This window comes from Nostoc sp., from assembly GCF_036917155.1.
In the GTDB taxonomy this organism is placed as follows: Bacteria; Cyanobacteriota; Cyanobacteriia; order Cyanobacteriales; family Nostocaceae; genus Nostoc.
The window spans coordinates 57670-71604 of record NZ_JBALDZ010000005.1; the positions used below are offsets into that span (position 1 = coordinate 57670).

A 13935-nucleotide genomic window follows, 5' to 3' on the forward strand; every position below is an offset into this window, starting at 1 on the left:
TTGCCTCATAGCTCAATGGTAGAGCAAGCGGCTGTTAACCGCGCGGTTGTAGGTTCGAGTCCTACTGAGGCAGCCATTCATTGCTGGGTGGACGAATTGGTAAGTCGCATCGCTCTGAACGATGAGGTTGCAGGTTCAAACCCTGCCCTGGCAATAAAGCCCTGTGGTGTAATTGGCAACATAGCGCCCTTTGAAGGCGAAGATTCCAGGTTCGACCCCTGGCGGGGCTGCCAAACTCTGCTCTTGTAGCCCAACTGGAAGAGGCTGCCGTCTCAAAAACGGTAAGTTGTGGGTACCCTTCGGGAAGCCGCTCCGCGTCTACGATTCCCACCAAGAGTACCAAAATTTGCTCCTGTAGCCCAATTGGAAGAGGCACCAGGCTAAGAACTTGGTTGTTGCTGGTTCAAATCCAGTCAGGGGTATTGGTGAATATGCGGGGATGAAGCAAGAGTGGCTTGGAGGTCTCATAAGCCTCACATCAGCAGGTGCAATTCCTGCCCCCGTCACCAAAATTTAGGCTGGTGTAGCTCAATTGGCAGAGCAACTGACTTGTAATCAGTAGGTTGCAGGTTCAATTCCTGTTACCAGCTTGACTAGAAATTACTGAGACAATTTGTAACTAGGAAATCCTATGAAAAAGTATGAAACGAATTGCGATCGCTCAAGACACCCTCAAAATTCTCGAAGCCGGTCACTACTTCTCTCCTGAAGGTAAGCAAATTAATATTGGCCGAGAATTAGTATCCTGTATTGCTGGGACGGAATACTACGAGCCGGAAACTCTTACAGCGATCGCCCGAAATATTCTCTCAGGTAATTCTCAATTTGCAAAGACTGAATTTACACTGAGGAATGAGACAACGCTTATGGGAGCCGAACGCACAGCGCGATGTCTACGACGGGCTACGCCTACGCAGAAATTTGAAAGAATTGGAGTTCTCAATTTTGCTTCTGCTAAAAATCCTGGTGGTGGATTTCTCAAAGGCGCTCAAGCTCAAGAAGAAAGCTTAACACGCAGTTCTGCACTGTACAAAAGCTTGTTGAAATGTCGCGAATACTACGATTTTCATCGCGCTCATAAATCCTTGCTCTACTCTGATCGCATCATTTACTCTCCTGGTTGTCCAGTATTCCGAAAAGATGATGGCACTCTGCTCGAAGAAGCTTATTTGGTCGATTTTATTACGAGTTGCGCTCCTAATGCTGGTCAAGTTTGGAAAAAAGAGCCTGAAAGTGTAGAAAAAATCAGAGAAATCTTGTATAAACGCGGTGAAAAATTATTATCTCTGGCTGCTTCTAAAGGTTGCGATACCTTAATTTTAGGAGCTTGGGGATGCGGTGTTTTTAGAAACGATCCATCAATGGTTGCTCAGATGTTTGCAGACTTCTTATTAGCGAATGGTCAATTTTGGGGTAAATTTAAAAGCGTTCTATTTTCGGTTCTCGATTCGAGCAAAGAAAGCAGGATTTTCGCAGAATTTCAAAGGCGATTTCCCTCGAATTCATAAAGCTTTTTCCTCACGAATAGCAACCTCTAAAAGTAATTTTTGATTTTAAATAGTGCGGATATGGTGTAAAGGTAGCATTCCCCGGATTTCTCACCAGATTTATCAAACCGAAGTGCAGAGGTCGTAGGGGCGGGTTAAGCGAGACATTCATGAATGATGGATCATATCTGTTAACCCGCCCCTACTGCTTGTGAGAAATGCGGCATTCGAGTCTTCCAAACTCTAGGCACGAGTTCAAGTCTCGTTATCCGCTTTAAAAACTTGCGGGTGTGATGTAATCGGTAGCATCTGAGTACGCCATACTCAGTGCGTGAGTTCAAGTCTCGCCACTCGCTTGCGTAGTCCTGTAGCTCAATTGGTAGAGTGTCTTCCTTACAAGAAGAATGTCGCAGGTTCAATTCCTGCCAGGACTACCAAATCTTGGGAGTGTAGCTCAATTGAATAGAGCTTCAAGTTTCTACCTTGAAAGTTGTGGGTTTAAGTCCTACCACTCCCGCCTATGGGTCTGTAGCTTAATTGGTAAAGCGTCTAACTGGCTGTTAGAAGGTTGTCGGTTCGATTCCGACCAGTATCCACCAAATATGGGGTCATAGCTCAAATGGCTAGAGCGCCTGCCTTGCAAGCAGGAGGTTATGGGTTCAATTCCCATTGATTCCACTGATGATGGTGTCTGAAGCCAAAATGGTCGAGGCGCTGGTTTGTGGAACCAGTCATAGCGGGTTCAAGCCCCGTCAGATACCCCTGAATGGAAGATGCCGCTGAATGGACGGCAACTGGTCTTGAAAACCAGGGTATGGGCAACTGTAGGGGTTCGATTCCTCCATCTTCCTCTTTTTCCACCTGGAGCCGAAAAGCGAGGCGCTGTGCTGATAACACAGAAATAGGAGGGGCAGTACCTCCCTGGTGGATTTATATCTAGTGTTGGTGTTACAAGGCTTGCGATGTAATATGATCGCACTTGCTCATTTCTTTTTCAAATTAACTAGGGTGGTTGGCATACCGGCTGTGCAGCGGGCTTTTAACCCGCAGAAATAGGTTCGACCCCTATACCACCCACTAAACAATTTAAAATTCAAAATTTAAAATTCAAAATTAAGAAATGCAATCTTAGTTAGCCTTTTGGCAATTGCTAATATGCAACTTGAATGGGTGTTGGGTTATGAATCGCAACTAGCGATCGCTAGTTGAGCATGTTGCAATAATATATCTTTATCCAAAGTATGTATGGGATATTGCGGTGTTACTGCCAGTAGTTTCTCAATTCTTTCTCTGGCTGCTTCTACCACTGCTTCATCTAAGCTACCGTTACTGAGCGAATCAGCAAAATCTTCAGCAATCCGATAAGTTCTTTCTAAAGATGATGAGTTGATATTGCGCGAAACAATAAACAAGTCACAGCCTGCATTAAATGACCGCGCTACAGTACCAGTTTTCATAAACATATCTGAGATAGCTTTCATATCTAAATCATCAGATACAACCACTCCTTGAAAGCCAAGTTCCTCTCTAAGTATGGTTTTGAGGATAGCCTGGGAAAGGGTTGCTGGCACATCAGCATCTATTCTGGGAAATAAGATATGGACAGTCATAATTAAAGGAATCTGGACTTCGATTAAGGCTTTGAAAGGTATGAGTTCTCGAAGTCGCAGGTCTTCTAAAGTTAAATTCAGTATTGGTAACTCAATGTGAGAGTCCTTGCTGGTGTCTCCATGTCCGGGGAAGTGTTTGGCGCATCCCAAAATTCCTGAATCTCGAAGTCCAAGGTAATAGTCACGGGCACCTTGAGTAGCAGTTTCGGGAGTGTTACCAAAGGCGCGAGGCCCAATCACCGGGTTGTCAGGATGGGAAAAAATATCGGCTACGGGTGCCCAAGATAAATTGATTCCCAGTGATTTTAGTTCTATCGCTGTAGCTTTTGCTACTTCATAAGCATGCGATCGCAGCAATAAGGCATGAGGAAAGCGGGTAATTGGTAGCGGTGTACGAATTACACGACCTCCTTCATGATCCAGAGTCATGAACATGGAATCACGTCCAGTATATTCTCGTATCTGCCTGTTTAAATCCTTGAAGCTTTCCAGCCAAACCTGATATGGGGTGCCATCCAAAAAGTTCTTAGCAAAAAAGATCGCCCCAATCGGTTTCAATTCATTGAGTGCGCGTTTATCATCATCACTTAATGTCGTGCCAGAAATACCTAGAATCAGGTGATGTCCAAAGCGCTTTAGCTCCTGCGATACACCCATAATCTTTTACATATAAGTTGTGCGGTAAACAACTGGGTTGTTCAACCTAGAGGACATAGATTTTTATCCTACACCTTATGGGAAGCAGAAAGTTTTCCAAGTAGTCTTTAACCAATACCCCCGATATTTACTCAAAGCAAATACACGAATTAGCAAATAAATCAACTATTTTAAGACAGTATTTGAGATTAACTTATTTTCAGTCAAAGGAAATACTTTTGTTTGCCTAATTTTCCTCCATGTAAAGATAGATGAAATGCTCGCTCAAACCTATTGCCAACAATGGTATTGATAATTTGCTTGGGTAGGTGTGCATAAGTAAAATTCCCTTTGGCAAAAGTTTTTTAGGGAAGCGATCGCACAATAACTGCCAAATGTAACGGATTGCAACGTATAATGAGAACGATAAAACGGTTAAGAAATATTGAAGAGCAGTAGGGTTACATGCGAGTAGCGATCGCGGGAGCGGGACTAGCAGGACTTTCCTGCGCGAAATATCTTACGGACGCAGGTCACACACCCATTGTCTTGGAACGTCGAGACGTTCTAGGCGGTAAAGTGGCCGCGTGGAAAGATGCTGATGGAGACTGGTACGAAACAGGTCTGCACATCTTTTTTGGCGCATATCCCAATATGTTGCAGTTATTTAAAGAACTGGACATTGAAGATCGGTTGCAGTGGAAAGAACACACAATGATCTTCAACCAGCCGGATGCACCAGGTACTTACAGCCGCTTTGATTTCCCAGATTTGCCAGCACCGATTAATGGTATAGTGGCGATTCTGCGAAACAACGATATGCTGACATGGCCAGAAAAAATCCGCTTTGGCATCGGGTTATTGCCGGTCATGATTCAGGGGCAAAAGTACGTTGAAGAAATGGACAAATATTCCTGGACAGATTGGCTGCGTAAACACAACATCCCAGAACGGGTCAATAAAGAAGTTTTTATTGCCATGGCCAAGTCGCTGAACTTCATCGACCCAGATGAAATTTCGGCAACCATTCTTTTAACTGCCCTCAATCGTTTCCTCCAGGAAAAAAATGGCTCGAAAATGGCCTTTCTGGATGGTTCGCCCACAGAACGATTGTGTCAGCCCATAGTAGATCACATCACCGAACGCGGCGGAGAAGTCCGCTTGAATGCCCCTTTGAAAGAGATTTTGCTGAAGGCCGATGGCAGCGTGAAAGGATATTTGATTCGGGGGGTGAATGGTGAAGAGGATGAAGTTTTCACAGCGGATTTGTATGTATCTGCCATGCCGGTTGACCCTCTGAAGGTGATTTTGCCAGCACCTTGGAAGGAAATGGAGTTTTTCCAAAAGCTAGAAGGCTTGGAAGGCGTACCTGTGATTAACGTGCATTTGTGGTTTGATCGTAAACTTACGCAAATTGATCACTTGCTATTCTCGCGATCGCCCCTCCTCAGCGTTTATGCTGATATGAGCAATACCTGCCGTGAATACGCCAACCCCAATCGCTCAATGCTGGAATTAGTTCTAGCCCCGGCAAAAGATTGGATTGCCAAATCCGATGAGGAGATTGTGGCTGCAACAATTGCCGAGTTAGAAAAACTCTTCCCCGACCACTTTGGGGGAGACAATCCAGCAACATTGCTGAAATCTCATGTGGTGAAAACGCCCCGTTCAGTTTACAAAGCGACCCCTGGTCGTCAACAGTACCGTCCCTCGCAAACAACCCCCATTAGTAACTTCTATCTCTCAGGGGATTACACCATGCAACGCTACTTAGCCAGTATGGAAGGTGCCGTACTTTCTGGTAAGCTAACAGCGCAGGCGATTTCTGAGGCCCTCCCGGTAGCAAATTCCTCAAACCTGCAAACGCTCACCCGACCGCCCGCAACGAATGCTGCAACTGCCTGATTCCCCGCCGCGCATGAAAACGCTGGTCTCTGTAGACGAGTCATACAAACTTTGTCGGCATCTCACAGCAAAGTATGCCAAGACTTTTTACCTGGGTACTTTGCTGATGAGTCCGGTAAAACGTCAATCTATTTGGTCAATTTACGCTTGGTGTCGCCGTACAGATGAATTGGTGGATGGCCCCGCATCTGCTATTACCACGCCAGAAACCCTAGACCTATGGGAACAGCAGCTGGAATCGGTTTTTGCGGGACGCCCATTAGAAAATTACGATGTCGCTTTAGTTGATACCCTCCAGCGCTTTCCGATGGACATTCAGCCCTTTCGGGATATGATTGCTGGTCAGCGCATGGACTTATATCGCAGTCGTTATGAAACCTTTGAGGATTTATACCTCTACTGTTACCGCGTTGCTGGCACTGTTGGCTTAATGTCAACATCAGTTATGGGTGTAGATAACACCATATATACAGCACCGTGGCGGCAGAACAAACAACCATATCTTCCCATAGAAGAAGCGATCGCTCTCGGAATTGCCAATCAACTCACCAACATTCTGCGGGATGTAGGAGAAGATGCCAAACGGGGGCGGATTTACATTCCCCTTGAGGACTTGGCAAAATTCAACTATACCGAGCAAGACTTCTTCAAAGGTGTGGTAGATGACCGTTGGCGGGCATTGATGCGCTTTCAAATTGACCGCGCCCGCCAATTTTATACCACATCCGACCAGGGCATTACTTATTTAGCATCCGATGCTCGTTGGCCCGTGTGGGCAGCATCAATGCTGTACGGGCAGATTTTGGAGGTGATTGAACGCAACGATTACGATGTATTCAGTCAACGAGCTTACGTTCCCCAGTGGAAAAAATTAGGCACTTTGCCCATAGCTTGGATGCGATCGCAAGTCCTTTGAATTAGTCATTAGTCATTAGTCCCTAGTCCTTAGTGTTTTGTGAATAACCAATGACAAATGACAAATGACAAATGACTATTGACTCTTCCCAACAAACCTGCTACCATTATTATTCGTGAGTCAGGAGAGGTGGCTGAGTGGTCGAAAGCGGCAGATTGCTAATCTGTTGTACGGCAGGCAACTCCGTACCGAGGGTTCGAATCCCTCCCTCTCCGTTTTTCAGCATTTGATACACGCAGTATATTCTGTGTACAAAAATAAATATTAATGTCTGGGTAAATACTTCTACTCCCAAAGATGGATGATATGATTTATCCTTTGGAACCTTGACTAAGATCCAACTAAGTTACAAATCTAGGTTGAATCTTATTTTTAGGCTCCTAAATATCTGAGGAGTGAAAGAGATTTATGAAAAAAATTAGCGCCGCCTTAGCCTTAAGTCTAGCTACCCTAGCAACTGGGTTCCTAGTTGGGGCTTGTGGTGATAACAGTACCCCCAACAGCACAGCTACCAACGGCAGCACCGCTACCCCAGCGGCAAGCTCAACTACTACAAGTAGTGCTAAAGGGTTAAAAATTGGTTCCCTGCTACCGACAACAGGCGACTTGGCTTCTGTGGGACAGCAGATGCTAGGTTCTGTACCTTTACTAGTCGATACAGTCAACGCTTGCGGTGGAGTGAATGGCGAACCTGTTACCTTGGTGCAAGTAGACGACCAAACCGACCCCAAAGCTGGAGCTGCCGGTATGACCAAACTGGCAACTTTGGATAAAGTGGCAGGTGTAGTTGGTTCCTTTGCCAGTAGCGTTTCAAGTGCAGCAGTTTCTATTGCTACGCCGAATAAAGTCATGCTGGTTTCCCCTGGTAGTACCAGTCCTGTATTTACCGAAAAAGCCCAAAAAGGAGACTATAAAGGCTTTTGGGCGCGTACTGCTCCCCCTGATACCTACCAAGCATTAGCTTTAGCCCAACTTGCCAGAAAAAAAGGTTTTAAGCGAGTTTCTACAGTCGTGATTAATAACGACTATGGCGTAGGGTTTGAAAAAGCATTCGTGCAAACCTTTGAAAAATTGGGTGGAACTATCGTTAATAAAGATAAGCCTGTTCGTTACGACCCAAAAGCTCAGACATTTGATACAGAGGCGGCTGCTGCATTTGCAGGTAAGCCAGATGCAGTACTGGCCGTACTCTACGCGGAAACTGGTAGTCTGTTCCTAAAAGCCGCCTATCAGCAAGGTGTGGCGAAGGGAGTGCAAATTCTGCTGACAGATGGGGTAAAATCACCTACTTTTCCCGAACAAGTTGGTAAAGGCAGTGATGGGAAATATATTTTAACTGGAGCGATTGGTACAGTACCCGGTTCCGATGGTAAAGCATTAGCAGCTTTCAACAAGCTGTGGAAGGATAAAAAGGGTAGTGAGCCAGGAGAATACGCTCCTCAAGCTTGGGATGCGGCTGCTTTATTGACCTTGGCAGCACAAGCTGCTAAAGAAAATACAGGTGTTGGTATAGCTAGCAAAATCCGTGAAGTTGCTGATGGGCCTGGCACAGAAGTTACTGATGTCTGCGAGGGACTAAAGTTACTTAAAGATGGTAAAAAGATTAACTACCAAGGAGCCAGTGGCAACGTAGATATTGATGCTAACGGTGATGTCGTTGGTGTTTATGATGTCTGGACAGTAGGAGATGATGGCAAAATCAAGGTAATTGATAAAGTTACCCCCAAATAGAAAGTTAGGAGTTAGGAGTTAAGAGTTACGAATGAAACATTACTAACTCCTAACTCCCAGTTCCTAACTCCTAACTTTTAAAGCCCATTGAAGTTGTAACCAACTCCTAACAACAAACCCACATCAGTTGTATCGAAAAATCCCGCATTTATAGCAGCGGTTGCCGTAAATTGAGGAGTGAGAGGCACATCAATACCAGCAGATGCCAAAAAGGCGAATTTAGAGTTATCACCAGTTTTGTAAGCTGCACCTACTCCGACGTAAGGTGCGATCGCTAATGGTTCGCTAAAAGCATCTGCTGATTTGAAAGTAAAATCATAGGTGATCGGAAGTAGAATTGTGGTATTGTCTCCAAATACGGCTGAGGGTCGCACCGATATAGAATTTGTTAGTCCGATTTTGCTGACTACCGCAAAATTACCGTCGCCCAAAGACGCGTCACCAGCACCACTCAAACCAACATTACCAGCAACGCCAACATAGCTGCTGCCACCACGGGTAGTTCTACCTAAATCAATATCCGACTGTGCCACTTTGGTAGTAGATGGTTGAGCAGTTGTTTGAGAAACCGATTGAGAAGTCGGTTGTACAACCTCAGAGGTGAGCGTCGCAGATGAGGTAGCCACTGTGCCTGGAACGGGTGTAGCTGTTGTGCTGGTGTTTTGTTCCATTACAGTGTTCGGCAACTGCTGTACCTTAGCTAAATTTGTCGCTGTAAATATTTCAGTTGTTTCTGTAGAGAGATTTTGGCTTTCAGTGTCTAGTTCTGGACTAAACTCGTTGGGAGACGCTACGGTTGCAGAAGGCTCAGTTAATGGCTGACTTCCCAACTTGTCCACAGTCTGGGCACTTGCAGATAAGCCGCTACTCAAGAATGTAAGAGCAGCTACACTTGGCAACAAAAAAACACCTTTACGAAGAAAAATAGTACTCACGTTCACTCCTAAAACAATGTTGCCACGAAAAAGAAATATTTTTGTTGACTTATAATCAACAAATTCGGGCAATACTCAAAATTTAACATCAAAAAATCTGTTTTTACATCCTGAATTTACTTGACTTCTCTAGTTAATATTTACTCGCAAAAAATTAAATACTATACTCATCTGAATCATTTGTGACAAACAAGATCGCTGACTTCTCAAAGAAGTCGGCGGTTTGTGAGTTGCGATTTTCACAATCAAATAAAATTGCTAGATATTCTGAATATCCTGAATTTGATAGATGACATTAAGCAAAGAGACTATCTCTTGAGGAGGTTATGAGAATTGCGACCTCTCCCACAAAGAGAAAAAGTTTTCTTCCAGAATAGCTGCCTTCCTACCAAAGGTGGCTTGATTGTGAAGTAATATTACGAAGCTTGCAAAAATATTTAGAAATTGTCTACAAGACAAACATAGTTCTAACGTAGAACCTATTAGGAGAGACTTGAGGCAAATGTGATGATCGAAAATAATATTCAAAAGTATCGGTTTGTCTGTACCCTGACTTTCGGTGATATCTACGGTCAAATAATTGTTTGGTTAATTACAATTACTCTCAGTTTAGCATCAGCTTTGGCATTGATGGGTGCCAAGCGACCTGTGTATGCTTTAGCAACGGCGGGTCTCGTCGTTCTGCTATCGCTACCTTTCTTGTTGTTTGCCTTTGTCACTACCTTGTTAAATCATATTGAAGTCGCTCCTGTAGGGCCGGGAACAAAATTGGAACCCATACCAGGTAATGTGTCTCAGCAACAACCTGTACAAGCAACTAGCTAAAGAGTTAGGAGTTAGGAGTTAGGAGTTAGGAGTAGAGACGCGATTAATCACGTCTCTACAGGAGTTATGAGTCACTCTATCTGTTCCATAACTCTTCATTTTTAACTTTTCACTCCTAATTTAAAAATTTTTTATAACATCCCTGTCTATAAACCAATACAGTTCAGTTAAGCATTTATCTCTTCTCTCAGTGCCCTCTGCGTCTCTGTGGTAGCCTGCGGCAAGCCGCTCCGCGTCTACGTTAAAAAAATTGACTTTGACAAAGGGTTTTAGTCTTAACCCAAGCGTATTGGTCTATAAGCAGGGAATTTTTTTGTAGAGATGCCACTGTTGTAACCCACTGCCTGATTCATCACGTCTCTACAATAGAACAGCAGTGGTTTGCAGTCGGAGGCTAAATATGCTGGAACATGATGTGATGATTGTCGGGGGTGGATTAGCAGGATGTCGCGCTGCTGTGGAAATTGCCCGTATTGACCCTAGTTTAAATATTGCTGTGGTTGCCAAAACCCACCCAATTCGTTCCCACTCGGTTGCGGCTCAAGGTGGTATGGCTGCATCGCTGAAAAATGTTGATTCGGAGGATAGTTGGGAAGCACATGCTTTTGATACTGTCAAGGGTTCTGATTACTTGGCAGACCAAGATGCTGTAGCAATTCTCACCCAAGAAGCACCAGATGTGGTAATTGACTTGGAACATCTTGGCGTTTTGTTTTCTCGCTTACCCGATGGGCGGATTGCTCAACGAGCTTTTGGCGGACATTCTCACAACCGCACTTGTTACGCTGCTGACAAAACTGGTCACGCGATTTTGCACGAATTGGTTAACAATTTGCGACGTTATGGGGTACAAGTTTATGAAGAATGGTACGTGATGCGTCTCATTTTGGAAGAAAATGAGGCGAAGGGTGTGGTGATGTTCCACCTTTTGGATGGACATATAGAGGTGGTGCGGGCTAAGGCGGTGATGTTTGCCACAGGGGGCTATGGTCGCGTTTATAACACTACCTCTAATGATTACGCGTCTTCGGGTGATGGTTTGGCAATGACTGCGATCGCCGGTTTGCCCCTAGAAGATATGGAATTTGTGCAGTTTCATCCCACTGGTTTATATCCGGTAGGGGTGCTGATTTCAGAAGCGGTACGAGGCGAAGGGGCGTATCTGATTAATAGTGAAGGCGATCGCTTTATGGCTAACTATGCGCCCAGTCGCATGGAACTAGCTCCTCGTGATATTACCTCACGAGCGATCGCTTATGAAATTCGCGCCGGACGTGGTATTCATCTCGATGGTAGTGCTGGTGGCCCCTTTGTCTATCTGGATCTACGCCATCTGGGTAAAGAAAAAATTATGAGTCGCGTTCCCTTCTGTTGGGAAGAAGCACACCGTCTAGTAGGTGTTGACGCGGTAACTCAACCGATGCCAGTCCGCCCGACAATTCACTATTGTATGGGTGGTATCCCAGTTAATACTGATGGGCAAGTTCGTAGTAGTGGCGATGGTTTGGTTGATGCTTTCTTTGCTGCGGGTGAAACATCTTGTGTTTCCGTACATGGTGCCAATCGCTTGGGGAGTAATTCACTTCTAGAGTGTGTAGTTTATGGTAAGCGGACTGGGGCTGCGATCGCCAAATTTGTCCAAAAACGTAAGCTACCTTCTGTAGATGAGCAACGGTATATAACAGAAGCCCAGCAACAAATTCAAGCTTTGCTAGAACAACCAGGACAGTATCGCATTAACCAAGTTCGTGAAGCCTTCCAGGATTGTATGACTGAGTACTGTGGTGTTTTCCGCACTGAGGCGTTAATGACTGAAGGTTTGCAGAAACTAGAAGAAATACAACAGCAATACCCTCAAATTTATTTAGATGATAAAGGTAGTTGTTGGAATACAGAACTTGTAGAAGCCTTGGAATTGCGAAGTTTGATGGTAGTAGGACAAACTATTTTGGCATCAGCCCGAAATCGCCAAGAAAGCCGTGGCGCTCATTTCCGCGAAGATTATTCCCAGCGAGATGATGCAAATTTCCTCAAACACACAATGGCTTACTATTCACCAGCAGGAATTGAGATTCAATATCGACCGGTAGCGATTACCATGTTTGAGCCAAAAGAGCGGAAGTATTAATGAACAATTCACAAACTTGGTATATTGTCAAGCGTTATGGTGCAAACTGCGAAATTATCCCCAGCGACCAAGTTGGGAACGATAATCCAGAAATTATAGAACAGTGGGGGCCTTTTAGTTCGCCAGAAGAAGCGATCGCTCGTCGGGCTGGACTCATCAGGGCTGGAAAGTGCCAACCAGTTTAAGTTAGGAGTTAGGAGTTAGAAGTTAAGAGTTAACAATGATGGTTTTTATTCCTAACTCCTCACTATTCACTCCTAACTTTATTTTTCTGCTGTGGGTGTAACCTTAGCAGTAATTTTTTGACCTATCACTTCCACTGCTTTGGCGAATTGGGGATCTGCTAGAGTAGCAATTTTGTCGCGTCCATGCAGCCACAAATCTTCCATCTGCTTTTTGGTCAAATCCACCTTCACATCTGGCTCAATGCCTTTATGATTGATATCTCTGCCACTGGGGGTATAGTAATGAGCAATTGTCACTGCCAATCCTGAACCATCTTCCAGGGGACGTACCGATTGCACCAGTCCCTTTCCAAAGGTTTGAGTACCCACTAAAGTTGCGCGCTTATTATCTTGCAAAGCCCCTGAGAGGATTTCACTGGCGCTAGCTGAACCTTTATCTACCAGTACCACCAAAGGTTTATTTGTCAAGGCTCGTCCGTTTGCCTCTTCTTTTTCTGCCTCTCCTTGGCGTTCAACGGTGGAGACAATCTTGCCTTTATCGATCCACATCCGGGCAATATCTACACTGGAGAAGAGTAAACCACCTGGATTACCGCGCAGATCAAGGATATATCCAGCTACCTGTTTGCTTTCTAAATTTTTGATGGCGCTTTGCATTTCTTTACCAGCATTGGCGCTGAACTGGTTTAAACGAATGTAACCAAGATTTCCTGCTGGAGTGTTCTTTTGGGAAAATTTAACTGGATGGATTTCAATTCGCGCCCGTTTGATGTCAAACTGTTTTGTCTGACCATCGCGCTGAATAATCAGGCTGACTTGCGTGCCTGCTTCACCCCTAATCAAGGATACTGCCTGATTGGTATCCATCCCCTTAGTATCTTTGCCATCGATTTTGAGGATGACATCTTTCGCCAAAACACCAGCTTTAAAGGCTGGTGTATCTTCGATTGGCGCAATTACAACCAGTTGTTTGGTTTTCTCATCCTGACTGATTGTGATCCCAATCCCTGTGAGTTCTCCAGAGGTATCCACTTGCATACTCTTGAATTCCTCTGGGTCCATAAACCGGGTGTAGGGGTCTTGTAGCTTTTTCAGCATTTCCCGAATGGACTTATACGCATCCTGTGGATTACTGTAGGACTTGCTCAAGTATTCCTTACGAACAGCCTGCCAATCTACCTGATTAAAAGTACCGTCTACATATTGGCGTTGAACAATTTGCCAAACTTCATCTACTAAATCTTTAGGACTTGCTTTAAATAAAGCCTGACCTCGCGAATGAATGCCAAGGCTAGTAACAGCGATCGTGGAGAGTGTCACTGCCGTAGCACCCAAAACAAGCCTACTTTTTGTAATCACCATAATGACAGCTGCGTCAGAGGGAAAATATATAGTCAGTATGCTCAATCTAACACAGGCTACCACTGTACAGACCAAGTATGTCTTCCTAATTTGAACAAAATACTTGACAATCTGGCAAATTGGGCATTGGGCATTGGGTATTGGGTATTGCTTATTCTTCTTGTCTCCCCCTGCCCCCCTGCCCCCCTGCCCCCCTGCCCCCCTGCCCCCCTGCC

At 44.8% G+C, this 13935-nt stretch carries 10 protein-coding genes and 15 tRNA genes; 22 read left to right on the forward strand and 3 right to left on the reverse strand.

Annotation, left to right across the window (positions count from 1 at the left end; translation table 11 throughout):
* Position 1 precedes the first annotated feature (1 nt).
* The 15 genes from V7K67_RS00605 to V7K67_RS00675 all read left to right on the forward strand — a co-directional run bounded on the left by V7K67_RS00605 (position 2) and on the right by V7K67_RS00675 (position 2564).
* Positions 2 to 76, forward strand: a tRNA-Asn gene (locus tag V7K67_RS00605).
* A 5-nt stretch (positions 77 to 81) separates the two neighbouring features.
* A tRNA-Gln gene (locus tag V7K67_RS00610) sits at positions 82 to 154 on the forward strand.
* Positions 155 to 157: 3 nt separating this feature from the next.
* A tRNA-Gln gene (locus V7K67_RS00615) sits at positions 158 to 233 on the forward strand.
* Positions 234 to 239: 6 nt separating this feature from the next.
* A tRNA-Leu gene (locus tag V7K67_RS00620) sits at positions 240 to 342 on the forward strand.
* Between the two features lie 6 nt (positions 343 to 348).
* A tRNA-Leu gene (locus tag V7K67_RS00625) sits at positions 349 to 422 on the forward strand.
* 95 nt (positions 423 to 517) lie between these two features.
* Positions 518 to 590 (forward strand) — tRNA-Thr (locus V7K67_RS00630).
* A 51-nt stretch (positions 591 to 641) separates the two neighbouring features.
* On the forward strand, positions 642 to 1508 hold the full coding sequence (locus V7K67_RS00635; RefSeq protein ID WP_335164802.1) for a TIGR02452 family protein: 867 nt from the start codon (positions 642 to 644) through the stop codon (positions 1506 to 1508).
* 263 nt (positions 1509 to 1771) lie between these two features.
* A tRNA-Gly gene (locus tag V7K67_RS00640) sits at positions 1772 to 1843 on the forward strand.
* Positions 1844 to 1848: 5 nt separating this feature from the next.
* Positions 1849 to 1924 (forward strand) — tRNA-Val (locus V7K67_RS00645).
* A gap of 6 nt (positions 1925 to 1930) precedes the next feature.
* Positions 1931 to 2004, forward strand: a tRNA-Arg gene (locus V7K67_RS00650).
* Between the two features lie 5 nt (positions 2005 to 2009).
* A tRNA-Ala gene (locus tag V7K67_RS00655) sits at positions 2010 to 2086 on the forward strand.
* Between the two features lie 5 nt (positions 2087 to 2091).
* A tRNA-Ala gene (locus tag V7K67_RS00660) sits at positions 2092 to 2165 on the forward strand.
* A 9-nt stretch (positions 2166 to 2174) separates the two neighbouring features.
* Positions 2175 to 2248, forward strand: a tRNA-His gene (locus V7K67_RS00665).
* A 7-nt stretch (positions 2249 to 2255) separates the two neighbouring features.
* Positions 2256 to 2338: transfer RNA gene (locus V7K67_RS00670), tRNA-OTHER, on the forward strand.
* A gap of 155 nt (positions 2339 to 2493) precedes the next feature.
* Positions 2494 to 2564: transfer RNA gene (locus V7K67_RS00675), tRNA-Lys, on the forward strand.
* A 101-nt stretch (positions 2565 to 2665) separates the two neighbouring features.
* Here V7K67_RS00675 and V7K67_RS00680 read toward each other — a convergent pair.
* Positions 2666 to 3754: a glycoside hydrolase family 3 protein gene (locus tag V7K67_RS00680; RefSeq protein ID WP_335164804.1), complete on the reverse strand. Its 1089-nt coding sequence runs from the start codon at positions 3752 to 3754 to the stop codon at positions 2666 to 2668.
* Between the two features lie 444 nt (positions 3755 to 4198).
* Between V7K67_RS00680 and pds the strand changes: the two genes are divergently transcribed.
* From pds to V7K67_RS00700, 4 genes are all read left to right on the forward strand, one after another.
* Entirely contained in the window at positions 4199 to 5638 is a 1440-nt protein-coding gene (pds, locus tag V7K67_RS00685) for a 15-cis-phytoene desaturase (RefSeq protein WP_334729843.1), read from the forward strand.
* Positions 5622 to 6554, forward strand: coding sequence for a 15-cis-phytoene synthase CrtB (gene crtB, locus V7K67_RS00690; protein ID WP_334729842.1), 933 nt, complete (start codon positions 5622 to 5624; stop codon positions 6552 to 6554). The genes pds and crtB overlap by 17 nt, the downstream gene beginning before the upstream one ends.
* 123 nt (positions 6555 to 6677) lie before the next feature.
* Positions 6678 to 6769: transfer RNA gene (locus tag V7K67_RS00695), tRNA-Ser, on the forward strand.
* A gap of 193 nt (positions 6770 to 6962) precedes the next feature.
* Positions 6963 to 8285 (forward strand): ABC transporter substrate-binding protein, encoded by a 1323-nt coding sequence (locus V7K67_RS00700; RefSeq protein ID WP_335164807.1) that lies wholly within the window; start codon positions 6963 to 6965, stop codon positions 8283 to 8285.
* Between the two features lie 77 nt (positions 8286 to 8362).
* On the opposite strand, the gene V7K67_RS00705 is transcribed toward V7K67_RS00700, so the two are convergent.
* A complete protein-coding gene (locus V7K67_RS00705) occupies positions 8363 to 9220 on the reverse strand; it encodes a hypothetical protein (RefSeq protein WP_334729840.1) in 858 nt (285 codons plus the stop codon).
* Between the two features lie 507 nt (positions 9221 to 9727).
* Here V7K67_RS00705 and V7K67_RS00710 point away from each other — a divergent pair.
* From V7K67_RS00710 to V7K67_RS00720, 3 genes are all read left to right on the forward strand, one after another.
* Positions 9728 to 10045 (forward strand): hypothetical protein, encoded by a 318-nt coding sequence (locus V7K67_RS00710; RefSeq protein WP_334710702.1) that lies wholly within the window; start codon positions 9728 to 9730, stop codon positions 10043 to 10045.
* Between the two features lie 400 nt (positions 10046 to 10445).
* Positions 10446 to 12173: a succinate dehydrogenase/fumarate reductase flavoprotein subunit gene (locus V7K67_RS00715; protein WP_334729839.1), complete on the forward strand. Its 1728-nt coding sequence runs from the start codon at positions 10446 to 10448 to the stop codon at positions 12171 to 12173.
* The gene (locus V7K67_RS00720) at positions 12173 to 12358 is read left to right on the forward strand and encodes a DDE transposase family protein (protein WP_334729838.1); all 186 of its coding nucleotides are present in this window, start codon (positions 12173 to 12175) and stop codon (positions 12356 to 12358) included. The genes V7K67_RS00715 and V7K67_RS00720 overlap by 1 nt, the downstream gene beginning before the upstream one ends.
* A 78-nt stretch (positions 12359 to 12436) precedes the next feature.
* Here V7K67_RS00720 and ctpC read toward each other — a convergent pair whose 3' ends face one another.
* Entirely contained in the window at positions 12437 to 13720 is a 1284-nt protein-coding gene (gene ctpC, locus V7K67_RS00725) for a carboxyl-terminal processing protease CtpC (RefSeq protein WP_334729837.1), read from the reverse strand.
* Between the last annotated feature and the right edge of the window lie 215 nt (positions 13721 to 13935).

Coding starts and splice junctions, on each gene's coding strand:
- crtB (WP_334729842.1), top strand. CDS start 5,622: ATGCTGCAACTGCCTGATTCCCCGCCGCGCATGAAAACGCTGGTCTCT.
- V7K67_RS00715 (WP_334729839.1), top strand. CDS start 10,446: ATGCTGGAACATGATGTGATGATTGTCGGGGGTGGATTAGCAGGATGT.
- V7K67_RS00710 (WP_334710702.1), top strand. CDS start 9,728: ATGATCGAAAATAATATTCAAAAGTATCGGTTTGTCTGTACCCTGACT.
- V7K67_RS00720 (WP_334729838.1), top strand. CDS start 12,173: ATGAACAATTCACAAACTTGGTATATTGTCAAGCGTTATGGTGCAAAC.
- ctpC (WP_334729837.1), bottom strand. CDS start 13,720: ATGGTGATTACAAAAAGTAGGCTTGTTTTGGGTGCTACGGCAGTGACA.
- V7K67_RS00680 (WP_335164804.1), bottom strand. CDS start 3,754: ATGGGTGTATCGCAGGAGCTAAAGCGCTTTGGACATCACCTGATTCTA.
- pds (WP_334729843.1), top strand. CDS start 4,199: ATGCGAGTAGCGATCGCGGGAGCGGGACTAGCAGGACTTTCCTGCGCG.
- V7K67_RS00700 (WP_335164807.1), top strand. CDS start 6,963: ATGAAAAAAATTAGCGCCGCCTTAGCCTTAAGTCTAGCTACCCTAGCA.
- V7K67_RS00635 (WP_335164802.1), top strand. CDS start 642: ATGAAACGAATTGCGATCGCTCAAGACACCCTCAAAATTCTCGAAGCC.